This window comes from Algoriphagus boseongensis (assembly GCF_004362805.1).
Taxonomy (GTDB): Bacteria; Bacteroidota; Bacteroidia; order Cytophagales; family Cyclobacteriaceae; genus Algoriphagus; species Algoriphagus boseongensis.
In genome coordinates this window covers 277,010-301,187 of sequence record NZ_SNYF01000006.1, presented here as the reverse complement: position 1 = coordinate 301,187, position 24,178 = coordinate 277,010, and the positions used below count along the sequence as shown (strand labels likewise).

The 24,178-nt window shown below is 41.8% G+C and carries 20 protein-coding genes and 1 riboswitch; of the genes, 14 read left to right on the top strand and 6 right to left on the bottom strand.

All coding sequences use genetic code 11. The features are described from left to right. Nucleotides 1–3: 3 nt before the first annotated feature. Nucleotides 4–1,914, bottom strand: a complete 1,911-nt coding sequence (gene dxs, locus DFQ04_RS08850; protein WP_133554912.1) for a 1-deoxy-D-xylulose-5-phosphate synthase — start codon at nt 1,912–1,914, stop codon at nt 4–6. A gap of 172 nt (nt 1,915–2,086) precedes the next feature. On the opposite strand from dxs, the gene DFQ04_RS08845 reads away from it, so the two are divergent. The 4 genes from DFQ04_RS08845 to DFQ04_RS08830 are packed head-to-tail and all read left to right on the top strand — an operon-like array spanning nt 2,087 to nt 7,211. After that, a complete protein-coding gene (locus DFQ04_RS08845) occupies nt 2,087–2,836 on the top strand; it encodes a segregation and condensation protein A (protein WP_133554909.1) in 750 nt (249 codons plus the stop codon). A 2-nt stretch (nt 2,837–2,838) separates the two neighbouring features. After that, a complete protein-coding gene (locus DFQ04_RS08840; protein ID WP_133554907.1) occupies nt 2,839–3,906 on the top strand; it encodes a lysylphosphatidylglycerol synthase transmembrane domain-containing protein in 1,068 nt (355 codons plus the stop codon). Then, nucleotides 3,907–6,378 carry a bifunctional UDP-N-acetylmuramoyl-tripeptide:D-alanyl-D-alanine ligase/alanine racemase gene (locus DFQ04_RS08835; protein WP_133554905.1) on the top strand — a complete coding sequence of 824 codons (2,472 nt, stop codon included), beginning with the start codon at nt 3,907–3,909 and terminating at the stop codon, nt 6,376–6,378. A gap of 26 nt (nt 6,379–6,404) precedes the next feature. Further along, nucleotides 6,405–7,211: an ion transporter gene (locus DFQ04_RS08830; protein ID WP_133554903.1), complete on the top strand. Its 807-nt coding sequence runs from the start codon at nt 6,405–6,407 to the stop codon at nt 7,209–7,211. Here the strand turns inward: DFQ04_RS08830 and DFQ04_RS08825 are convergent. Continuing rightward, complete coding sequence (locus DFQ04_RS08825) at nt 7,208–8,407, bottom strand: chloride channel protein (RefSeq protein ID WP_317129594.1); 1,200 nt, start codon at nt 8,405–8,407, stop codon at nt 7,208–7,210. The two genes, DFQ04_RS08830 and DFQ04_RS08825, sit on opposite strands and share 4 nt — an antisense overlap. A gap of 164 nt (nt 8,408–8,571) precedes the next feature. Here DFQ04_RS08825 and DFQ04_RS08820 point away from each other — a divergent pair, with 164 nt between their 5' ends. After that, nucleotides 8,572–9,462 carry a TIGR01777 family oxidoreductase gene (locus DFQ04_RS08820; RefSeq protein ID WP_133554899.1) on the top strand — a complete coding sequence of 297 codons (891 nt, stop codon included), beginning with the start codon at nt 8,572–8,574 and terminating at the stop codon, nt 9,460–9,462. Between the two features lies 1 nt (nt 9,463). On the opposite strand, the gene DFQ04_RS08815 is transcribed toward DFQ04_RS08820, so the two are convergent. From DFQ04_RS08815 to DFQ04_RS08805, 3 genes are read right to left on the bottom strand one after another with little or no spacing between them, the layout of a single operon-like run. Then, complete coding sequence (locus DFQ04_RS08815) at nt 9,464–9,631, bottom strand: PLDc N-terminal domain-containing protein (protein WP_133554897.1); 168 nt, start codon at nt 9,629–9,631, stop codon at nt 9,464–9,466. After that, entirely contained in the window at nt 9,631–9,861 is a 231-nt protein-coding gene (locus DFQ04_RS08810) for a PLDc N-terminal domain-containing protein (RefSeq protein WP_133554894.1), read from the bottom strand. The genes DFQ04_RS08815 and DFQ04_RS08810 overlap by 1 nt, the downstream gene beginning before the upstream one ends. Nucleotides 9,862–9,870: 9 nt before the next feature. Beyond that, on the bottom strand, nt 9,871–10,119 hold the full coding sequence (locus tag DFQ04_RS08805; protein ID WP_133554892.1) for a PLDc N-terminal domain-containing protein: 249 nt from the start codon (nt 10,117–10,119) through the stop codon (nt 9,871–9,873). 93 nt (nt 10,120–10,212) lie between these two features. Between DFQ04_RS08805 and DFQ04_RS08800 the strand changes: the two genes are divergently transcribed. The 5 genes from DFQ04_RS08800 to DFQ04_RS08780 all read left to right on the top strand — a co-directional run bounded on the left by DFQ04_RS08800 (nt 10,213) and on the right by DFQ04_RS08780 (nt 17,318). After that, entirely contained in the window at nt 10,213–12,765 is a 2,553-nt protein-coding gene (locus tag DFQ04_RS08800) for a M14 family metallopeptidase (RefSeq protein WP_133554890.1), read from the top strand. Between the two features lie 91 nt (nt 12,766–12,856). Beyond that, nucleotides 12,857–13,969, top strand: coding sequence for an amidohydrolase family protein (locus tag DFQ04_RS08795; RefSeq protein ID WP_133554888.1), 1,113 nt, complete (start codon nt 12,857–12,859; stop codon nt 13,967–13,969). Nucleotides 13,970–14,016: 47 nt separating this feature from the next. Next, nucleotides 14,017–15,393 carry a TlpA family protein disulfide reductase gene (locus DFQ04_RS08790; RefSeq protein ID WP_133554886.1) on the top strand — a complete coding sequence of 459 codons (1,377 nt, stop codon included), beginning with the start codon at nt 14,017–14,019 and terminating at the stop codon, nt 15,391–15,393. A gap of 250 nt (nt 15,394–15,643) precedes the next feature. Beyond that, a complete protein-coding gene (locus DFQ04_RS08785; protein ID WP_133554884.1) occupies nt 15,644–16,711 on the top strand; it encodes a Fic family protein in 1,068 nt (355 codons plus the stop codon). A gap of 130 nt (nt 16,712–16,841) precedes the next feature. After that, nucleotides 16,842–17,318 (top strand): hypothetical protein, encoded by a 477-nt coding sequence (locus tag DFQ04_RS08780; RefSeq protein ID WP_208110523.1) that lies wholly within the window; start codon nt 16,842–16,844, stop codon nt 17,316–17,318. 180 nt (nt 17,319–17,498) lie between these two features. Here DFQ04_RS08780 and DFQ04_RS08775 read toward each other — a convergent pair whose 3' ends face one another. Further along, entirely contained in the window at nt 17,499–19,889 is a 2,391-nt protein-coding gene (locus DFQ04_RS08775; protein ID WP_133554880.1) for a TonB-dependent receptor, read from the bottom strand. A gap of 138 nt (nt 19,890–20,027) precedes the next feature. Further along, nucleotides 20,028–20,124, bottom strand: a riboswitch (TPP riboswitch). Nucleotides 20,125–20,217: 93 nt separating this feature from the next. Between DFQ04_RS08775 and DFQ04_RS08770 the strand changes: the two genes are divergently transcribed. The 4 genes from DFQ04_RS08770 (at nt 20,218) to DFQ04_RS08755 (ending at nt 24,153) form a co-directional block, all read left to right on the top strand. Then, nucleotides 20,218–21,063 carry a fumarylacetoacetate hydrolase family protein gene (locus DFQ04_RS08770; RefSeq protein WP_133554878.1) on the top strand — a complete coding sequence of 282 codons (846 nt, stop codon included), beginning with the start codon at nt 20,218–20,220 and terminating at the stop codon, nt 21,061–21,063. A 7-nt stretch (nt 21,064–21,070) separates the two neighbouring features. Further along, nucleotides 21,071–21,427 carry a TfoX/Sxy family protein gene (locus DFQ04_RS08765; RefSeq protein ID WP_133554877.1) on the top strand — a complete coding sequence of 119 codons (357 nt, stop codon included), beginning with the start codon at nt 21,071–21,073 and terminating at the stop codon, nt 21,425–21,427. After that, nucleotides 21,424–21,855, top strand: coding sequence for a secondary thiamine-phosphate synthase enzyme YjbQ (locus tag DFQ04_RS08760; RefSeq protein WP_133554875.1), 432 nt, complete (start codon nt 21,424–21,426; stop codon nt 21,853–21,855). The genes DFQ04_RS08765 and DFQ04_RS08760 overlap by 4 nt, the downstream gene beginning before the upstream one ends. A gap of 84 nt (nt 21,856–21,939) precedes the next feature. Beyond that, nucleotides 21,940–24,153, top strand: a complete 2,214-nt coding sequence (locus DFQ04_RS08755; RefSeq protein WP_133554873.1) for a DUF5916 domain-containing protein — start codon at nt 21,940–21,942, stop codon at nt 24,151–24,153. Nucleotides 24,154–24,178 lie beyond the last annotated feature (25 nt).

Genomic DNA, 24,178 nt, shown 5'->3' with positions numbered 1-24,178 from the left:
GTTTTAGGCTTGAACGACTTCAGCTAAGGCACGAACCGCTGCCGCAATTCCTTCAGGGTCGAATCCACATTCCCGCTGAAGTTCGATTTGCTCTCCGTGCTCGATTACAGCATCTGGAATACCCAAACGCTTGACTTGGGCCTGATAGCCGTGATCCATCATCCATTCCAAAACGGCAGAACCAAATCCTCCCATCAAACAGCCATCTTCCACAGTGACTACTTTCTTGAACTTGCCAAAAATTTCATGCAAAAGTTCTTCGTCAAGAGGCTTCACAAATCTCATGTCGTAATGAGCTGAATTCAAACCTTCTTTAGCCAAGGTTTTACAAGCATCCACCACATAATTTCCAATATGGCCAATCGTCAATACAGCAACGTCTTCACCTTCTTTTACAATTCTTCCCTGACCTACTGGGATTTCACAGAAAGGAGTTCTCCACTCTGGCATCACTCCATTTCCTCTAGGATAGCGAATTGAGAAAGGACCTTGATACTGCACCGCTGTGTACATAAGGTTTCGCAATTCTTCCTCATTCATTGGGGCAGCTACCACCAGATTTGGAATACATCTGAAATACGCCAAATCATAAGCTCCGTGGTGAGTTGGGCCATCAGCTCCGGCAAATCCAGCCCGATCAAGGCAGAACACTACCGGCAAATTCTGAAGACACACGTCATGGATTACCTGATCGTATGCCCTTTGCATGAAAGAAGAATAGATATTACAGAAAGGAATCAATCCCTGAGTAGCAAGACCTGCTGAAAAAGTAACGGCATGCTGCTCGGCAATTCCCACATCGAATGCACGGTCAGGCATGGCCTTCATCATGATATTCAAAGAAGATCCAGAAGGCATCGCTGGAGTCACTCCCATGATTCTGGAATCCATTTCTGCCAACTCAACCATGGTATGCCCGAAGACATCCTGATATTTTGGTGCCTGAGGGGCAGAAGGTACTTTCTTGAAGATCTCTCCAGTTACTTTATCGAATGTACCCGGAGCATGCCAAGTAGTTTTATTTCCATTCTCTGCTGGAGCGTAACCTTTACCTTTTACCGTAACGCAATGAAGGATTTTTGGTCCAGGAATATCCTTCAGGTCTTTTAGGATTTCGACTAAATGATTGACATCATGGCCATCAACAGGACCGAAGTATCTGAGATTTAGCGATTCAAAAAGATTGCTTTGCTTGAGAACTGCAGACTTGATCGCTCCCTCAACTTTGGAAATCACTTCCTGGGCAGAACTTCCAAACTTGCTGAGCTTACCTAACATTTTCCAAACCTCATCCTTTACTTTATTATAAGTATGGGAGGTAGTAATATCTGTCAAATAATCCTTCAATGCCCCAACATTCGGGTCAATGGACATGCAATTGTCATTCAGGATAATTAGCAAATTGGTATCGCTAACTCCAGCATGATTCATTGCCTCGAAGGCCATCCCACCGGTCATGGAGCCATCACCGATTACTGCTACATGTTGGATAGGAGAATTTTTGTATTTGGAAGCCACTGCCATTCCCAAAGCAGCAGAAATAGACGTGCTGGAATGACCTACTCCGAAGGTATCGTATGGACTTTCCTTTCTCTTAGGAAACCCTGAAAGCCCTCCATAAATTCGGTTGGTATGGAACTGATCACGTCTTCCAGTTAAAATTTTATGCCCATAAGCTTGATGTCCCACATCCCAAACCAACTGGTCTTCAGGAGTATTTAAGACATAATGAAGGGCAACAGTCAATTCCACTACACCCAAACTCGCTCCAAAATGACCCCCATAAACGGAGACATTATCGACGATAAACTGTCTAAGTTCATCACAGATAAGTACCAACTCTTCTTTAGGAAATTTCTTTAAATCCTCTGGAGTATTTATTTGGGCTAAGTGTGGACCTGGTTGAATCTGCATTGCTGGTTGTCTTGACGTCAAAGTAGGATAACTTTTAGAAGAATGGATTGTTTAAACAAGTCCAATGCCCAAATGGCAATTCTCCTTAATTTCCTATCGCTCCAATTAATTTAGCTTAATTGAATATCTTTGGCTAATAGCTGGCAAAATTAACCCAATAATTTAATATCCGGTGAGTTTCGAGATCAAATTGCCCCTGTTTGAAGGACCTTTCGACCTCATGCTTTTCTTTATCGAGCGTGATGAGCTGGATATCTATGACATTCCTATATCCAAGATTACCAATGACTTTCTGGATTATATCCATCATTTGGAAAAGATGGAAATCGAAGTTGCAAGTGAATTTATCCTCTTTGCAGCCACGCTGATGAAGATTAAATCCAGAATGCTTTTGCCAAGACCTGAACTCAATGAGCATGGGGAGGAGATTGACCCTAGGGAGGAATTGGTCAGAAACCTATTGGAATACAAAAAGTATAAGTCGGTGGTGGAGGATCTGGCAAATCTAGAAGGAGAGAGACTATCCAAGGAAAAAAGGGGCAACTTGGCAGAAGAACTCAAGGCTCTTAGCAAAGTAGACGATGTGGATGCCGAAATGCAGCATGTGGATCTTTACAAACTTTTGAAAGTATTTCAAAAATGTATGTCCAGAATGGCTGCCCGAACTGATGAAACCAAACACACAGTCATTCAGTATCCCTATACCATTGAGCAACAAAAAGATTTTGTTTTGGAAAAAATCACCTTTAGAAAGCAAGTTCCCTTTACCGATTTCATCCAGTACAAGCCTGACAAAATCTTTGTCATCTATACCTTCTTGGCCATATTGGAACTCTTGCAGCTTTCTCAAGTTACCATCATAATCGGAGAAGGCTATAATAATTTTTGGGTGGAAAAGACTGAGCCTATCGCTGCAGCCTAAGTATGAAGTTGGACAACAAGAAGATTTTCGAGACCCTTAATCCCAATAAGGTTTGGGTTCCTGTTCTGATAGGGCTGGGAATCGTATTCTTGATGTTTTATCTCGACCCCACAGTCAATGCCAATACTCTCAAGGGAGTTTTCGATGCATCCATCCCCTATGTGATTTTAGCCGTTTTGGTTATTTTTTCCAGGGACTTAGGCTATGTCTACAGAATTCGGGAAATCACCGACCGCAAACTCACTTGGACCCGGGCTATTTATGTAATTATCCTTTGGGAATTTGCATCCGCGGTAACTCCTTCCGTGGTAGGGGGAACAGCTGTGGCCATGTTCATTTTAAATAAAGAAGGGATCAAAATGGGGAAGGCCATCGCCTATGTGATGGTTACAGCCATTTTGGACAACCTTTTCTTTGTAATTGGAGCGCCCATCATACTCTATTTTGCTCAGGGGAATATTTTTCCAGACAGTTCTCTTTTGGAAACCCAACTCGGAAATAGTTTGGAAGCTATTTTTTGGATAAGCTATGCGCTTTATGCTTCTTATAGCTTCGTCATGGCGGTAGCTCTTTTTTATAAGCCAAGAGTATTCAAATGGGTTTTGATCAAGATTTTCTCCATCAAATTCTTGAGAAAATGGAAGCATGATGCCCAAGAATATGGGAATCAAATCATTGAAGCTTCCCGCCAGCTATCCGGAAAATCTTACAAGTATTGGCTGCCGATTATCGGAGCGACCATTTTCATCTGGTCATCCCGATACCTAATGCTCAATGCCTTGATCGCCGCCTTTGTTCCTTTGGATGCAATGGACCATGTCATTGTCTTTGCAAGGCAGGTGATCATGTGGATTGTGATGATGATTTCTCCGACTCCAGGAAGTAGCGGTACTGCGGAGTTTTTCTATGGACAGTTTTTCTCCCAGTTCCTAGGTCAATATACTTTTGTTACCAGCATTGTCTGGAGAATGCTTTCTTATTATCCTTATCTGATCTTAGGGGCGATTTTCCTCCCTAGATGGATCCGACAAGTGTTTTTCAAAAAGAAAAAAGGTGTAAACGAGGAATAAATGCTAGCTCAGCTTTCATTTGATCAAGTCGCTGAACTTACCGGAGCAAAGCCCCTCGGGAAGAAATTTGATTTTCTGATCACACAAATCAGTATTGATTCCCGACAGGTAATTCATCCGGAACAAACTCTTTTTGTAGCTCTTCGAGGTGCCAAAGCAGACGGAGCTACCTTTATTGCTCAATTAATTGAAGAGGGAATCCAAGCTTTTTTGGTTCATCCTGATTTAGAAATTCCAAAAGAATGGGCTGAAAAAGCAGCATTTTTCCCAGTAAATGATACCCGAGAGGCTCTCCAAAAACTAGCTGCTTTCCAAAGATCTCAATTCTCCAAGCCTCTAGTAGGAATTACCGGAAGCAATGGAAAAACCATCATCAAAGAATGGCTGGGACAAGTGCTCAGTCAAAGCTATGCAGTGGCCAAAAGCCCAAAAAGCTACAATTCACAGGTTGGAGTGCCTCTATCTATTTTCGGGATTCAACCTTATCATCAGGTGGCAATTTTAGAAGCAGGAATCTCTAGAGTCGGAGAAATGGATGCCTTGAAAGGGATGATCCAACCAAATCTTGGCATTTTCACCAACATAGGCTCGGCTCATGAGGAGGGGTTTTCAAGCCAAGAAGAGAAAATTCTTGAAAAGCTTAAGCTTTTCGAAGAAACTCAACTCCTCATTTATTGTAGGGATCATTCTAACCTTAGCACTATCCTTGAAACTCAAATTTCGGAGGAAAAAAGAATTTCTTGGTCCCTAGCCCCTGGAGCTGATTTTAGCGTTTCCTACAAAAATCAGGAAGGAAAAACGCGTATTATTCTTCTAAAAAATGACCTAAGCACTTTCACTTTTTTAGTCCCTTTCTCGGATAAGGCTTCCTTGGAAAATGTCACCCACGTGATAGTGGCGGCTTTAGTCTTGGGTCAAGAACTTCAAGCGATTCAGGAAGGTTTGGAACACCTGAAGCCTGTAGACATGAGGCTTACCTTAAAGCCTGGAGTCAACGATTCTCTGATAATTGATGACACCTACAACAATGACTTGGCGGGACTTCGGGTAGCCTTAGAATTTATGAGTCAACAGCGTCCCAAAAAATCAAAAATCCTGATTTTGTCGGATTTGCTTCAGCAGGGAACTCCCGAAAAAGTCTATGCAGAAGTAGCTGAATTGATTGATTCCTATCATTTAGACCAAATTTTGGGTGTGGGGAAGGAAGTCGTCAGGCTACAAAATTTCTTTCCAGATAAGTCCAAAGTTTTTGACAACACGGAAGAACTTCTCAAAGAACTCGATCCAGAGCAATTTCAAAATGACCTGATACTAATTACTGGAGCTCGATCATTTGCATTCGAAAGAGTTGTCAACCGACTTCAACAGCGGATTCATGGGACGACCTTAGAAATCAACCTGAATGCACTTACCCATAATTTCAATTTCTATAAGCGTCAGCTCAGGCCCGGAACCAAAGTAATGGTTATGGTGAAAGCATTTGCCTATGGTGGAGGTGCCGCAGAAATAGCAAATCATATCCAAACAATGGGTGCGGATTATCTCGCTGTGGCATTTTCTGACGAGGGTGTAGCCTTAAGAAAACAGGGAATTCGACTTCCAATCATGGTTTTAAATCCAGTCGAGGAATCATTTGACCTGATTCGGGAATATGCCTTGGAGCCAGTTGTTTTCAGCTTGGACTTTTTCAAAAAAATTGGCCAATATGCTCAAAATCACCAAACCCAACTATCCATCCATTTGGATTTGGATACTGGAATGCATCGTTTAGGATTTGAGGCCAAACATATAAGTGCGCTAAAACCCCTTTTGAAAGAATTTCCAGAATTAAGAATTGCCAGCTTTTATACCCATTTGGTAGGGGCCGATGAAGAAATCCACCATGATTTTTCGATTAGCCAGTTAAATCTATTTCAGGAAATGAAATCCCAGATTGAAGCAGAATTGGATTACAAGCCTTTGGTTCATGCTTTGAATTCTGCAGGAATTGTGAGATTTCCTGACTACCAAATGGATATGGTCCGCTTGGGTATTGGCTTATATGGAGTAGAAGTCACCGGCAAATTTGATTCCTCACTCAGGCCCGTTAGCACCCTTAAAACGACCATTTCTCAAATCAAAGATTTACCTCCTGGGGCCACTGTGGGCTATTCTCGAAAAGGGGTTTTACCCAATGGAGGAAAGATCGGAACACTAGCGATCGGCTATGCTGATGGATATGACCGAAGGTTTTCCCAAGGAAAAGGATACGTTTTAATACATGGGAAAAAGGCTCCGGTAATTGGGAATGTGTGCATGGATATGACCATGGTGGATCTGAGTGAAATCCCTGAAGTCAGAGAAGGAGATGAGGCAATTATCTACGGAGAACAAATCTCTTTGAAAGAATTGGCAGACCGGATTGGAACAATTCCCTACGAATTACTGACCAATATCAGCACAAGAGTTAAGCGGGTTTATTATCTGGATTAGTCATTTTTTTCCTACCTTTTCCCATTATGTGGAATAAAAAAAGGCTTGCACATATCGTTTTTGATTCAGACGACCGGGAGTCCCGGCTTTTTGATATTGTACTGCTGATTCTCATTTTGAGCTCAGTAACAGTAGCTATTTTAGATTCTGTCCAATCGCTTCGGGAAAAATATGGAGACCTTTTCTACATACTGGAACTGACCTTTACCTTTTTATTTACACTGGAATATATCCTGAGAGTTTGGCTTACCAGCAAGACTTTCAAGTACGTCACTAGCTTTTTCGGTTTGGTCGATCTATTGGCCATTTTACCAGTATATCTGAGCTTTTTTGTCGCCAATACTCAATTACTATCCGTAATTCGGGCCTTGAGATTATTGAGGATTGTAAGGGTTTTGAAATTGGGAAGGTATTTGGCTGAGGCGGATTTCATTGGAGATTCTTTGAAGGCCAGCGCTGCGAAAATTCAGCTTTTCTTATTTTCTGTACTAACCATTGTCCTGATTATGGGCACGGTGATGTTTGTAATTGAAGGCCCAGAACATGGTTTTACGAGTATTCCTGTCTCCATGTATTGGGCAATTGTCACCTTGACTACCGTCGGATTTGGAGACATTACTCCCAGTACTCCTTTTGGGCAATTTATGGCCTCCATCATCATGCTTTTGGGTTATGCCATCATAGCTGTCCCAACAGGAATTGTGACTTCAGAAATGGCCAAGAGAAAAAAGGTTAGCCATTACGAATCCCTTAAATCTTGCACACATTGCAGTTTTGATGCAATTGAAGAAGGGGATAATTTTTGCAGAAAATGTGGTAGTCGGGTAGACTAAGAAGTCCAAAAATATTTCCCCTGGTACTTTTGGGCAGAATAAATACTTGATTTTCCACTAGCCAGATAGGCCACCAAACATGCAATGGCCAAGAAAACTCCCGATTCATTGCCGAATAATTCCATCCCCATGACTGTACAAGCCAAAGGAGTATTTGTAGCCCCCGAGAAAACTCCAACAAATCCACATCCAGCCAATAAAGCTAAAGGCAATGGAATCCATCCAGAAAGTGCATTTCCCAATGTTGCTCCTGTAAAAAACAAGGGGGTAACCTCTCCTCCTTTAAATCCTGAACCTAAGGTCAAACCTGTCAAACCAATTTTGGCAAGAAAATCATACCAAGGCAATGGCGTTTCAAAGGCCTCCACAATTCTCGGAACTCCAAGTCCGATATAAATAAAAGCCCCAGAAAAATAGACGATCAAAGCAACCAAAACTCCTCCAATAACCGGACGAAGCGGAGGATAAGGAATCAGCTTAAATACATCAGCAACCATATGTCCAACCTGAGCAAAAAGCCAAGCGGCTACTCCAAAAGCCAAACCTGCAGGAATGATCCAAGCAAGATTTTCAATAGAATGGGAAGGAATTTCCGGAATTGAATAAGGAGTATGCCCCACTCCCCAAGCCATTTCGCACATCCAATCTGCAACCCAAGCACTCCAAAAAGCAGGAAAAACGGACTTCCACTTGAATTTTCTATTGAGCATCCACTCCAGGGAAAATATTGCTCCAGCTAAAGGTGTCCCAAAGACTGAGGCAAAACCTCCAGCCACTCCGCATATCAATAAAATCCTTCGGCTTTCCTCATCCAGGGGAATCCATTTGGTTAATTGGTCCGCCAAAGACCCTCCCATCTGAACTGCCGTTCCTTCTCGGCCTGCCGAACCTCCAAAAAGGTGGGTGATTATAGTTCCAAAGAGTACCAATGGTGTCATCCGAAAAGGTATCGGTTGCTTAGATTGATATAGCTCTTCAAGCAGAAGATTATTCCCTTTGATAGAATTGGCCCCATAATGGTGATATACATACCCGATGCAAAATCCCGCCAAAGGCAATAATGCCAAAAGCCAGAGGTGAGCATCTCGAATTTCGGTGGCATCTTCCAAGAGAATTAAAAAAATAGCAGAGGCTGATCCAGACAAAATGCCCACCAGGGCACCCAAACCAAGCCACTGAAGAAGATATCGACCCAAAATAAAATTGGATTTAGAAATGAATAGGAACAAAGAAAGTCATCCATGCAGAAATTCGAAATAAAATAATGAATATTAATCCTGCCAGAATGCACGGACGGTTGTTGCGATAGCGAACATTTCAACCAAAACCCTTATTTCTGGTTAATAAAGAAATTTGAGCCATGAAAAATATACTTATCACCGGTGGATCAGGTCTTGTCGGAACGCACCTAACCGAGCTTTTGACCAAGAAAGGCTATGAGGTAGCTTGGCTAAGCAGATCCCCCCAAGCCGCAAAGTATTTTTTATGGAATGTGGAAAAGTCAGAAATCGACCCAAAATCGATTGAATGGGCTGATGCGATCATTCATTTGGCTGGAGCAGGAGTAGCAGAAAAAAGATGGACTCCTGAGCGAAAAAAACTAATCCTCGAATCTAGAACTCAGTCTACTCAGCTCCTTTATTCTGCAATTGAAAAGGCTGAAAATAAGCCAAACACCTTTATTTCTTCTTCCGCAGTGGGATATTATGGCTTCAATACCGGAACCCAACTTGTAGACGAATCCCATCAGCCTGGGAGTGATTTTCTGGCGGAAGTTGTAATTGCTTGGGAAAACGAAGTGAAAAAAATGGAGTCTCTAAATCTGAGGACCGTTCTTTTACGGATTGGAATTGTATTGTCTACAGAAGGTGGAGCTTTGGAAGAAATGCTGAAATTCCCGGTGGCAGTTCCCTTGGGAAATGGAGACCAATGGATGAGCTGGATTCATATCGAGGACCTAGCTCAGATGTTCATTTTTGCCTTAGAAAAAACCACACTCCAAGGAGCCTATAACGCTGTTGGACCCAATCCAGCTACTAACCAACAACTTACCCGGGAAGCAGCTTATGCCAAGGGAATACCATTTTTAAATATTGGAGCACCTGCTTTTGGCTTGAGGTTGGTACTTGGTGAAATGGCTGCAATGGTACTGGGAGGTAACCGGGTTTCCTGTCAAAAAATCCAGAAAGCAGGATTTCAGTTTGAATTCTATGAATTGGCCGCAGCCCTGAAAGATTTATTTCATAAATAATTCAAAGTCTCTTATTCCTTCCGACCAAAAACCAAAAGATGGTTCCTAACAAAGGAACCAATACCACGATTAGTATCCAGACTAGCCTATCATTCGAGTTCGCAAATTTGCTGGTGACGACGTCATAGATCGTGTAGGCATAAACCAGAAATCCAAGAATCTTCAACATCAGAGCTGCGCTTTAGAGTTTTTACCAATTACCAAATAAACGATTGGACCTAAGCCATGGGCTAATAGAAGAATAATTACCCAAATCAGCTTCATATTGGAATCCTTGAAATCGCTTCTTATCACGTCGATTAAACAATAGATCCAAAGAATAAAATAGGCAAGGGAAAAAAGGAGTAGGATGATACCAAATCCACCCATATTCATGATAAATGCTAAACTGCTAGACATAGAAAATTATTAATTTTTATTTTTATCAAAATCAGGATTAAACATGCGTTTCTCTTTGGTTTTCTTACTCATGCTTAGGTAAAGAAAAGTCCCGATAATCGGCGCAAAAAGAATCAACATCAACCAAATCAATTTTTGATTGAGTCCCCGAAATTCATTTTTGACGCAATCAAAAAGTGCGTAAGTCCAAAAACCAAAATAAACAAGGCCTGATAATTGCCAAAAAATCAAACCTGAAGGAGGAGTTACTAAATCCATATCGTTTGTTCCATTATTTTTACCACCTGTCCAAAATACCTTTTTCAGACCAAAAGAAGTAAGAATTTAGTCAAAAGTTTTAAACCCCAACCCATGAAAAAGTACACCCTAACAGTGCTTTTAGCTCTTTTCGCTACACTCACATTCGCTCAGGATTTGAGTTATTACCTTCCTAAAGGCTACACCTATAATCCAGCCGTGCCTACACCCAAACAGGTTTTGGGCTATGAAGTAGGTGAATGGCACGTCACCCATGATCAATTGGTCATGTACATGAAAGCCGTGGCGGCAGCCTCAGATCGTGTAATCTTTGAAGAAACAGGGAGATCTTACGAAAAGCGTCCCCAGACTTTATTGACTATTAGTTCTCCATCCAACTTGGCCAAACTAGATCAAATCAAAGCCGATCGCGCCAAACTACGGGATCCTAATGCCAGTGTGGATATTCAAAAAATGCCTGTGGTGATGTTTATGGGCTATTCAGTTCATGGAAATGAGCCAAGTGGGGCAAATGCTTCCCTTTTGGCAGCTTACCACTTCGCTGCAGCAAATGAAATCGCTTCCGATTTAGAGAATATGGTTCTTTTGTTGGATCCAGCGATCAACCCTGATGGTTTGAACCGATTCGCTTCTTGGGTAAATTCTCACAAAGCCTACGTGATGAATGGAGATCCAGAGCAGAGAGAACTCAATGAAGCCTGGCCAAGAGGACGAACCAACCACTACTGGTTTGACTTGAATCGTGATTGGCTTCCTGTCCAGCATCCAGAATCAAGAAATCGAGTTCGGGTTTTTCAAAGCTGGTTGCCAAATATCCACCTGGACTTCCACGAAATGGGGACCAACAGCACTTTCTTTTTCCAGCCTGGTGTTGAAGCAAGAGTTCATCCCCTGACTCCAAAGAAAAACTTTGAGCTTACCTCAAAAATAGGAACCTACCACGCCAAGGCTTTGGATCAAATCGGTTCACTTTATTTCAATCAGGAGAATTACGATGACTTCTACTATGGAAAAGGATCCACCTATCCGGACGTGCAAGGATCAATAGGGATTCTTTTTGAGCAGGCGAGTTCCAGAGGTCATCTTCAGGAAAGTGCCAATGGTATGTTAAGCTTCCCATTCACCATTAGAAATCAATTCACCGCCAACCTTTCTTCCTATCAAGCTGCCAAAGAGATGCGGGTAGAACTGAATCAATGGATGAAGGATTTCTACACCGAAATCAAAAATGAAACCACCGCTGATGTAAACAAAGCCTACATTTTTGGAGCAAAAGAGGATGATGCAAGAAGCTACCATTTGGCAGATTTGATCCTTCAGCATGACATCAAAGTTTTTGCTTTGAATGAGGACATCACGGTAAATGGTCAGGAATTCAAAAAGGAATCTTCCTATATCGTTCCTGCCGATCAGCCTCAGTACCGCTTGATCAAGGCGATGTTTGAAACCCGGACCACATTCGAGGATAGTTTGTTTTACGACATTTCTGCCTGGACTTATCCTATGGCGTTCGGCTTGGATTACATGGCTTTGAATAGTAGAATTTTGAACTTGGCCAGTGTAAGACAGGTTGAAAAAAATTCATTCTCTCCAGCTCCGGGAAAGGTAGTAGGGGCAGCGGGAGCTTATCAATATGCTTTGGAATGGACGGATTATTATTCCCCAAAAGCTGCTTATCAATTATTGAAAGCGGGATTCCTGGTTCGAGTTACCAATGCTGAATTTACTACTCCAGAAGGAAAGACCTTTGGAAGAGGAACTATTCTGATTGACAAGGGGGAAAGCGGACTCGATCCACAGGCATTCTACGCTAAACTACAAGCCATTGCCACGGAAGCAAATGTGGATATCCATGCAATCAGTACCGGCTACACTTCTGGAATCAATATGGGCTCAACTTTTATCAGTCCTTTGAATACTCCTAAAATCGCCCTTTTGGTTGATGGTGGAGTTGATAGCTATGAGGCTGGTGAAATCTGGCATCTTTTGGATCAACGCATGAAAATGCCAGTAACCCTTTTGCCTTTGGAAGCAGTAGCTGGAGCAAATCTGGACCGCTACAACGTGATTCTAATGGCTGATGGAAACTATGGCAGATTGGGTCAAACTGGCGCCAATGCGATAAAAGCCTGGGTTAGTCAAGGAAATACGCTAGTCGCAAAAGGAGGAGCTTTAAGATGGTTGAAGCAAAACGAAATCGGAAATTTCGAATTCAGAAGTGTGGATAACTCCGAGAAAGGACTTCAAAAAAGCTATGCGGATTATGAAAATGCCACTGGTTCCAAGCAGACTTTTGGAGCAATTTTCAAAGGAAATCTTGACCTAACCCATCCTATCGGATATGGCTACACCAACAAGGAAGTCTATACTTTCAGAAATGATAATTTCTTCTTGGAGCCTTCAAAGAATCCTTATGCCAATCCTTTGGTATATACTGCTAACCCATTAGCATCTGGCTATCTTCATCCAAGCAATGCGGCAGGTGTGAAAGAAAGTGCAGTGGTAACCGTTTCTGGGCAGGGAAGAGGAAGAATTATTGGTTTTGCAGATAATCCTAACTTCAGAGCTTTCTGGTTTGGAACCAACAAACTCTTTATGAATTCTATTTTCTTTGGTCAAATCATCAACGGAGGAACCACCCGATAATCATTGAAATCCCAGCCATTCCGCTGGGATTTCTTATTTTCCGCCTAAAGAAAATTAAATCTCTTACCAATAAGATTCAGTTTAATCCCTCATGAAAAAGCACCTCTTAACCTTAGCACTCACTTCACTTTCTCTTGCCTTGGCTTTCGGGCAAGAAATGAGTTTTGAAGAATACAATCCACCCTCCACGCTTAAAGTCCCTGAACATCCTTTGACTAGAGCGAAGTTTCCCTTTATCGACATTCATAGCCACCAAGGTGGAATCAACAAGGACAGAATCGATCAATTAACCAAGGAGATGGATGCCCTCAACATGGGCATCATGATCAATCTCAGCGGAAGAGGTTTTGGAAGAGGAGATAGCAATAGCCAACAAGAATACATCCGTGGGATGATTTCTGAATTCAATACCCATGCTCCAGAGAGATTCATGGTCTTTACGAACTTGAACTTTGCGGGATTTGGAGATCCGGAATGGAGTAGAATTGCCGTTAAGGAATTGGAGGAAGACGTAGCGGCTGGTGCAGTCGGACTCAAAATCTACAAAAGCCTTGGTTTAAATGTCAAGGATATCAATGGCAATCGAGTCCCTATCGATCATCCTGACTTGGATCCTGTATGGGCCAAAGCAGGAGAATTGGGCATCCCCGTATTGATCCATGCCGCAGACCCGGAGCAGTTTTGGGAACCCATGGACGCTAATAATGAACGCTGGCTGGAGCTCAAAACCCATCCCAACCGAAAGCGATCCGACACCGATCCAGCTCCCTTTGACCAAATCATTGCCGAGCAGCATCATGTTTTTGCCAAGCATCCTAAAACCACTTTCATCAACGCCCACATGGGTTGGATGGCAAATGACTTGGATGCAGCCAGTGCTCACTTGGATAAATACCCGAATGTGAATTACGAAATCGGAGCCATTATCGCTGAGCTTGGCCGTCAGCCTAGACGGGCCAAGGCATTTTTTATTCAATATCAGGATCGGATCCTCTTCGGAAAGGATGCCTACAACCCAGAAGAATTCAATACCTATTTCAGAGTGTTGGAGACGGAAGACGAGTATTTCCCTTATTACAAAAAGTACCATGCCTTTTGGTCCATGTATGGGCTAGGACTTCCTGATGAGGTGTTGAAAAAAGTCTACTATAAAAATGCCTTGAGGATCGTTCCAGGCTTGGATAAAACTTTGTTTCCGGAATAAATAGTTATTTTAAAGATTTATATATTGAGGATCTTAAATCATTACTCATGAATAAGATCCTCAATTTCTTTTTTGGCCTATTTCTGATTTTTCAATCCTGCACAAACCCAAACGTTTTTGAAATAACTGTCCCAGAGGGACAAAATCCATACGACAGTTTATTTATTCAGGAATTCATTACCGGAGAGACGATCGCAAAATTTCCGCTAAACTCACCACAGCGAAAATTTTACTTTCCGATTCAGCAAACTCTTATTGCAAACTTTCAAATAAAAGGAACTGAATGGATTTATTTGAGTATTCTGGAGCCGGGAAGTAAAAAGGAGCTAGTCTTTGATGGGCAAAATTTTGGAACCAAGGACCAGGTTGCTGATTCATTGAACAATTACATCTGGCATTCAACGGATGAGATGTTTTCCAGATATGGACGCTTAATCTTTGGCGGAGGAGACCCTGAAATTGTTAAAGAAAAGTTTGATAGTCTGATTGCAACAAGACAAGAATCAATCTCCAAAGTATCCGATCGCTTGACTAAAGGAGAGCTTGCTATTTTGACCTATCACAACCAAGCTCGTGCGAATAATTTCTTAATGTATTATGGAAGGATCATTCGAAAGTTAGCTCCTAAAGATTCCTATTTTGACTTCGTTGAAAAATTTCCTGCCTTTGGAACAGAAGCCAAATCACTACCTGACGTGATTTTGTACCAATACGAAATTGAGTATCTCCGAAAAAATGATTCTATCCAATCCATTCCCTCTTTTCTGGAACTAATCGAATCCAGAACGGCCGATCCAGACTTAAGGAATTTTTTGAAGGCCTACTATATCCAATCTGCCATTGAGCATCCGTCCTATTGGAGGCCTCACCAGCATTTGTTTACCACCGATCAAATTAAAGTGGCCTTGGAAAGGGAAAAAGATAATCCTTATTCCTATCTAATCAATAGAGCATCTAATTCCTTTTTTTCTTCTTTGGCTGGGGTTGCAGCTTATGACTTTGAAGCCAATCAAGTAGATGATTCCCCTTTTAAATTTTCGGATTTACGCGGAAAGTTAGTACTGATTGATGCTTGGGCCTCTTGGTGCGGCCCTTGTATCCAGCACCGACCAAAAATTTTGGAAATAGCCTCCAAATACGAGAATGATCCAAGAATCGCCGTCGTAATGGTTTCAGTGGACTCCCAATTGGACAAATGGAAAAACTATGTTGCCAAGACCAATCCTGCCGGCTTTGGCTACGAGGTCAATATTCCGGATGGAATGAATGATACGTTTGGGGATAAATATTTGGTCAAATGGATTCCCAAGTACTTTTTGATCGATCCAGAAGGGATAATTGTCAGTTCGGATCTTCCGGAACCTTCCTTAGGAATGGAGCAACTTATTGAAAAGGAGCTGGAGAAAATGAAAAAAATGCCTTGAGGGTTAAGTAAGACAGAAAATGACTTGATCTCTTTAGTTAGGTCAATTATTTAATATCTCTGCTGAAAAATCAAGGACTGGCTAATTCTAAAGCTTTTTCCTTTATGATAAGTTGCTTTTCAACCTATTTCTTCTTTGTAAAAAAAATCAAAAAATCTTTACATAAGGCGAGATATATGTAAAGCAAATGCTTGTTTTCTTTACATAAGGAGCTACTTTTGTAAAGAAATCTGAATTTTCTTTACAAAGTATGGCTTGGGACCTTATCCCTTTACCTTATGCCGAGGACTTGGAGACCAAATCCATCCTTAAGCAACTTCCGCCTGCCCATGCTGCATTGGCAGAGCTGAAAGGGATTGTCCAATCCATTCCCAATCAGATTATCTTACTCAATACCTTGGGGATTCAGGAAGCGAAGGACAGCTCATCTATCGAAAACATTATTACCACACATGATGACTTGTACAAAGCCAATCTGGACTTTGAGGTGAGTACCTCTCCTGATGTCAAAGAGGTTCAAAACTATGTGTCGGCCATGAAGCGGGGATTTGAGTTGGTACAAGCTCAGGGTTTGCTTACCAATCAGACAATTCTAAAGATTCAAGAGACCTTGGAAGGGAATTCTGCCGGTTTCCGAAAGCTCCCCGGAACAGCTCTAAAAAATGCCCAAACCGGAGAAACAGTCTACCTTCCTCCACAGGATCCCAATGAAATTCTCAGCCTAATGGCTAATTTAGAACAGTTTATCAACGAGTCAGAGCTTTGCGATTATGATCCACTTGTGAAAATGGCCATTATCCACTTTCAGTTCGAGAGCATCCATCCTTTTTACGACGGAAATGGCCGGACAGGTCGAATCATAAATATCCTTTATTTGATTTTGACTGGATTGCAAAAACTTCCTATCCTCTACCTCAGTAGCCATATGATCCGAAACAAGCCCGATTATTATCGATTGCTCCAAGGAGTCCGCGAAAATGGAGACTGGGAAAACTGGATCAGCTACATGATCCGAGGCGTGGAAAATACCGCAAAAGAGACCATCGTCTTGATCGAGGACCTAAAAATACTGATGGCAGAGATGAAAAATCAGCTGAGGGATAACTACAAGTTTTACTCCCAAGAACTCCTAAACAATCTCTTTACTCATCCCTATACCAAAATTGAGTTTGTGGTACGTGATCTCGGAGTCTCCCGAATTACGGCAGCAAACTATCTAAATCAATTGGCTACAGATGGAATGCTTAGAAAGGAAAGGCTGGGTACCGGCAATTACTATGTGAATGAAAAGCTTTTCGCGCTTTTGAGTTCACGATAAAATAAAAACTGACAGATATCACGGATATGCACAGACACTCTTCTTTTGTGTTATCTGTGAGAAAATTTATATCCTCGATAATAGGATCAATCTCTATCCATTTTGAACTAACCTGAACTAAGTTTTGCATTTGTTTCACCACTCCACCAAGCATAAAAACAAAGGATATCTCCTTGCCGGGTCTATTTTGATCCTCATGGGAATGGTTGTTTTTATAGTTCCATTTTTTCATGAAGTGGAGACCGATCCCAGTAAAATAGTACTAGTCGGAGGAATACCTTTCCTCTCAGGAATTGTATTGATTTCAACTTATTCAGGGACGACTATTGATTTTGAGAAAAAACAACTAAAAAAATACCAAAGCATTCTTTGGTTTAAGCTTGGAAAATGGGAAAATCTTCCCAGAATAGAAACTGCTGAATTGGTTCATTACACATATCAATCTCGAAATACACCAAACGGAATCAGCCCTACTATTTCAGCTGAAATAACTACCTACAAATGTGTAATTAAGCTAGAAGGAAAAAAACTGCAGGTATTTGATTACGCCAATGAGAAAGACGCAATTCGAGCATTAGCCCAAATCCAAGAAGGTCTTCGCTTGTAAAATAGCTCACAGATGAAAAGAGTATTTTTTATCTGTGAACATCTGCGCTATCTGTGAGAAATAATAGTAGGTTTTGTTTAAATAGAGTTTCTCAAGGATTTCGGGAAAAGGCTCACAGATGACAAGGATATCCACAGATTCTTTCCATCTGTGCTAATCTGGGCCATCTGTGAGAAATAATTAAAACTTCATCCTCAATCCCAGCAAGAAATTTGTCCCAGCCTGAGGGTAGTAAAAATTCTCAGTGATTAGCTCCCGTCCAGAACTCTCCCCCGGAACAAAGTAGCTAAAAGTATAGCCATTGGGTTCGTAGAGCTCATTGAAGATATTGTTGATCAGCAGGTTTACTTCCAGACCTTTGAAGAATCTTGGCGTAGCGGCATAGCTAATTCTTAAATCATTGGTAAAGAATGCATCCAAGGATCTTTCTTCATTGGCGGTATTATCCAAATACTGTCGGCCTACATATTTACTCAACCAGTTCAGGGAAAGGTTTTTTACAGGTTTAAACTCAATAATCGCTGATCCTACCACATTTGGAGAAAAGGCTATATCAGTATTGGTGTATTTAAAGCTTTCCTGCTGGAAATCCTCAGTACTGTAGTCATCAATGTATTCAGTAAACTCTCTGATTTTATTTTGGCTGAAGGCGATATTTCCTCCCAGAGTCCAAGTATTTGAAAGTCGATAAGCTCCATCCAATTCAATCCCGGCGCGGTAGGAGGAAGCGACATTTTCTCGGATATAGGCCCCGACATCATTGATTTGTCCGGTAAGAATCAATTGATCCTTATAGTCCATGAAATAGAAATTAGCATTGTAAGTGAAATTTCCGGACTTAGCTCTCAAGCCTGCCTCAATATTATTCAAGCGCTCAGGTCGTGGAACTTCGGTAATCGGATTGTCGGTGAAATCAGATCGGGTGGGCTCCCGATTAGCCACCGCATAGCTTGCATACCAAGTTCTGTTTCCTTTCTCGTAAGAAAAGCCAAACTTGGGATTGAAGAAGGTATAATTTTCTGAACCATCCACAATTCTCCGATCATCATTTACCCCAAAAAAGGTATAGCTGATCCCTCGGAGCTGAAGATCTCCAAACAGGTTGAATCCTGGACTGACTTCATAAGTAGCTTTGGCGTAAATATTTCGATCATCTTTGACTGCATTGTTATCATAATATCGGTCTCGGATATTAGTAGCACCGGCAATTCTCGCCCAAATGATTTCTCCAAAATGATCTCCATCATAACGATTGGCTCCCCCTCCAAAAATGAAATCCAATTTTCCATCAGTTGAGATATAGTTGGCTGAGGCCACCACTCCATAGAAATCATTATCCAACCAACGTCTTCGGATAATATCTGTACTTTCTATGGTTTCATTTCCAATGATTACCGGATCTAGGCCATAGCTTTCAAAATCGTCATCTTCTCGGAATTGCTCGTAATACCCTCTTCCATAGGTGTAATGAAGGGATAAATTCGTCTTCCAGTTTGATCCCAATTTCCCGGTATACAGCAACTGGTAATGATCTTGCTGGTAATTATCCGTTTCGTTGTCGTAGGTATAGTAGTTCCAGGTACGATCGTTTTCTAATTTTTCCTCAGGCAATCCCCACCAGCTTTGATAGGTTTGTTCTTTTCCGGAGAAAGTAACCAATTTGACCACATGCTTTTCCCCATAGTATCCGGCTGAAACAAACCAGCTTTTCAAATCTGAAAAAGCCCGATCCACATAGCCGTCAGAGGTAATCGAGGAAAGTCGGGCATCCACTGCAAATCGATTATTTAATAAACCGGTTCCGGCTTTGACAGTATTTCTCCAGGTATTAAAAGAGCCAAAACCATTATCTAATTCCGCATAGGCTTCATCTCTTCGGGTATCGGTTTGAAAATTTAGGCTAGCTCCGAAAGTGGCTGCTCCATTGGTGGAAGTGCCCACACCTCTTTGGATCTGGATATTTTCCACCGAACTCGCAAAATCAGGCATATTCACCCAAAAAACTCCATGTGACTCGGCGTCATTGAGGGGAATCCCATTTACGGTAACATTGATTCGGGTTTGGTCTGTACCTCGGATTCGTAGTCCAGTATAGCCCACTCCTGCTCCTGCATCCGAATGGGTCACCACGGAAGGTGTGAAATTGAGCAAGATGGGAATATCCTGACCGAGGTTTCGCTTGGCAATTTCTTCCTTGGTGATAGTATGGAATGTAGTAGGTGTACTCCCCGATGCTCTTGTAGCAGAGACAATAAATTCCTCTGTTAGGAATTCCCTACTGACCATTTGAATGAGCAATTCACCGGAAAAAGGAAGTGTTATTTTCCTCTGAACAGGTTCAAAACCCAAATAGGAAACTCTTAATTCGACTTCCCCTTCTGGCAATTTATTCAGGGAAAATACTCCATTGAGATCGGTCACCGATCCTCTTCCCAGTTTTTCCGTCCAAACAGACGCTCCTACCAATACCTCTCCGGTTTTGGCATCAACAACCTTTCCGGTAAGACTTCCTTGAGCCCAAACAGAAAGAATGGCAAAGTAAAAGACTAAGCCAAGTGTAATTTTTTTCATGGTACTTTTCCCTTTCGGGTGTTTGAGTTAAACATTGGAAAACCTAGGGGAGGTATTCCTTGATTGTTTACCCTTTTCCGCAGAACAAAATTCACAGCAAACCAGAAGGGTACCACTTCGGCTACTTTCAATTGAATTTACTCTGCTTTCTCATTTCCCTTCGCCGGCATTACCCGGATCAGGTCGTATGGGTATGATCTCAGCCCGTTATATTAAGGCACCCCTTATGATCTGGAAACAAAGGTACTGGCGAAAAGTTTTTTTCCAAGCCCCTCTGATCAATTCATTTTGGTTAAATTCAAATTCTGACTCTCAAAACAACCTAATTATGCTCCTTTACAAATTACTTTCGGGTACACTTTTGACCACCTCCTCTGAATATTTACTTGGCCCAGAACTGGACTGGGATCAACTTTTGGGACGGGAGAATTTGCCCAAATTACTTCTTTCAGAAGCAGCCAAATGGGAAAAAATCTCGGAAGAAAAGTCAAAGGAATTGATTGGTGAAGGCCTTTTGGCACCCATGGGAAATCAAGAAATCTGGGCAGCGGGAGTTACATATTACCGAAGTCGAACTGCTAGAATGGAAGAATCAAAAGATGCTGGAGGAGCAGATTTCTATGATAAAGTTTATGCAGCAGATCGGCCCGAATTATTTTTTAAAGCAACTGCGAGCCGAGTTTCCAATCCCGGGGAAACTGTAAACATTCGAAAAGATTCGACTTGGGATGTACCTGAGCCAGAACTTACCCTTTTGATTTCTCCTTCAGGAAAAGTTCAGGGATTCACTGTGGGTAATGACATGAGCAGTAGAAGTATTGAGGGAGAAAATCCGCTTTATCTTCCTCAAGCGAAGGTCTATCAAGGCTGCGCGGCCATCGGGCCATGCATTTTGATTCAGGAAGAAATGCTTCCCGACACCAACAAAATCAATCTGGAAATCCTGAGGAGTGGAAAAGCGGAAGCTAGCGGTGAAACTACCTTGGCTCAGATGAAAAGAAAGCCACAAGAACTTGCCAATTGGCTTTTCCGGGCAAATACATTTCCTATCGGATGCTTCATGATGACTGGTACCGGGATTGTCCCGGATAATTTCACCCTTCAAAAAGGAGATGTGGTAAAAATAACAATCGAAGGAATCGGCACCCTAGAAAATAAGGTAGGACTAACCTGAAAAACCCATGGCCTTCGACCCTTACCAGTTGGAAAGAATCTCTCAGGTTTTAAAAGCCAGAAAAGTTCCTTTTTCTGCCAAGGCAATGATGGGAGGACAAGTAGTGCTGGTCGATGAGAAAATGCTTTTGGGCTTAGATCAGGATAAAAACACCAAAGAGAATAGGTTGATGGCAAGAATTGGAGAAGATGCTTTCGAAGAAGCAATCAAAAAGCCAGGCTGTCGCTTAATAGACTTTACAGGTAGACCCATGAAAGGCTTTGTCTACGTGTATCCAGATGGATTTGACTTGGATAAAGATTTAGAATATTGGATTGATTTAGCTTTGGCCTTTAACCCAAAGGCCAAAAAAAGTAAAAAATGAGTACGCTTTTTTTCCAAAAATCCCTTCGATTTCCCAATTATCCCCAGGGCTATCACTTGATTACCCAAGCTGTTGAAAATGCCATTCCGGAAATCCGGGAAATTCAAATTGGTTTTTTGCAGGTATTTCTCCAGCATACTTCTGCTGGACTTTGCATCAATGAAAATGCCGACCCAACCGTCCGAAAGGATTTCCAAACCTTTGTGAATGAATTGATTCCAGAAAGTTATCCACGCTTTGTGCACAATTATGAAGGCCCGGATGATATGCCTGCACACATTAAAAGCACTTTATTCGGTACAAGCCTTCAAATTCCCATTTCCGGTGGAAAACTTGCCTTAGGAATTTGGCAGGGAATTTACCTCTGCGAATTCAGGTATCACGGGGGCGGTAGAAACTTAGTCCTCACCGCTTTTGGTACTAAATAGGGAGTAAAAAATAGCTCAGTGCCATTGATAAAAATCCCTTTTGGCAAGGAGTCTAGTGGTTTACTTTTGTGCTAACGACCTTACATGAAAATTTTCCGACACCTTTCTTTTGCATTGGGTTTACTATTGCCTCTTTTCACACTTGGGCAATCAGGTAATCAAGATAATGCCTTTGCTTTTAAGCTTAAGGAGCCGATCCAGTTGGACGGTATTTTGGATGAAGCCATCTGGACCGATCCGGAAGGCTGGAATGGAGACTTCATGCAATATTTTCCTTCCGATACTTCCAAAGCCCGAGTCAATACCCGAGTTAAAGTCGCTTTTGACGAAAACAATCTCTACTTGGCGGCAATCATGGAAAATAATGGGCCAAGGAAATATGTTTCCACCTCATTGAGACGGGATTATCGGGGTGAGCAAAATGACGGAATAAGCTTTGTTTTTGATACGTTTAATGATAAAACGAACGCCTTTCAATTTGGAGTCAATCCTTACGGAGTACAAAGAGAGGCTCTTTTGGCGAATGGTGGCTCCAGATCAGAAGACTTAAATCTTGCTTGGGATAATAAATGGTATTCCGAGGCAAAAATCTTTGAAAATCACTGGCAAGTAGAAGTAATAATTCCTCTTTCAACCCTACGTTTCAGCGAGGGGGCTCAAAACTGGAATGTCAACTTCTACAGAATCGATAGCCATGAAGGCGAAAGATCAACATGGGTTCCGATTCCACGAAATTTCCCAATCATCAGCACTGCTTTTTTGAAAAAACTGATTTTCGAAGAGCCTCTGAAGAAAAATTCAGCGAACATTTCCATCATTCCTTATACAGCAGCGAGAACTTCCAAGAATTTTCTGGAAGGGACTTCCGAACCCTTGACTCCTGCTTTTGGAGGAGATGCCAAAGTGGGGATTGGACCTGCAATGAACTTGGATTTAACATTCAATCCAGATTTTTCCCAGGTAGAAGTAGATCAGCAGGTTACCAATTTAGACCGGTTTGAGATTTTCTTTCCAGAGCGCCGCCAATTCTTTTTGGAGAATGGAGACTTGTTTGAAAGTTTCGGCCACCCTAGAGCCAGACCTTTCTTCTCCCGGAGAATCGGGGTAGACAGAGATTCAGCCACCGGACAAAATATCCAAAGCAAAATCCTCTATGGAGCCCGGGTCAGCGGAAAAATCAATGAAAACTGGAGACTTGGGGCCATGAATATGCAGACAGCAACAGATGAAGATGCTGGTGTAGTTGGTAAAAACTTCAGTGTTTTTGCCTTGCAGAAAAAGCTTTTTACCCGATCCAATATCGGTTTAATATTTGTTGATAGGGAATCCTTGGCTTTGGATGAATACAGTCAGGTTTTCAATCCTACCGCCTATAACCGTTTGGTAGGAATGGATTATAACCTTAATTCTGCTGACGGAAAATGGACTGGAAAGGTATTCTATCACAGAACATTTGAACACGAAAGAAAAGAAGCTCCTTATGCCTTCAATGCCTATGTGCTTTATTCGGATATTCATTGGAGATGGAGCTTTAGCTTTCAGGACATCGGACCCGATTTCAATCCTGTAGTTGGATTTGTACCCCGGGTAAACTACCGAAGAATCAATCCTGACGTGTCCTATTCTTTCTATCCAAAAGGCAGTAAAATCAACCGACACGGTCCAAAAATTGAATTAGAGCGATTCTGGAATGAGGAAATCGGACAAACCGACCGTGATATAAATTTGGGTTATTTGGTGAGATTTAATTCCTTTTCAGAATTGGAATTCACCCAAAGGAACAGATACATTTATCTTTTCAGAGATTTTGATCCAACTCGAACTGGGGGAGAGCCTCTTCTTGCCGGGACAGATTATTATAACCAGACTTTCCAAATCCAGTACAAAAGCAACCCTAGAAAGATCTTCAACATAGACTTGGATTTTGAAGCGGGTGAGTACTATACTGGGAATTTTGCGAGGATCACGAGTCAAATGGGAATCCGAATGGGATACATCGCAAACATCTCGATGAATTTCAACTACGCCAGAATCCGTCTTCCCGAACCACAAAGTGATGCAGATTTGGTGCTTGTTGGGCCAAGAATTGACCTGACCTTTTCCAAAAAAGTATTCTGGACCACTTTCATCCAGTACAATAACCAAATCGACAACCTGAACATCAATACCCGTCTTCAGTGGAGATATGCTCCGGTTTCTGACTTCTTCCTAGTCTATACCGACAACTATTTCCCGGGAGATTTTATGCCGAAACAAAGGTCATTGGTATTGAAACTCAATTATTGGCTGAATTTATAAAGAATAAAACCTTTCGGGTTTTGAT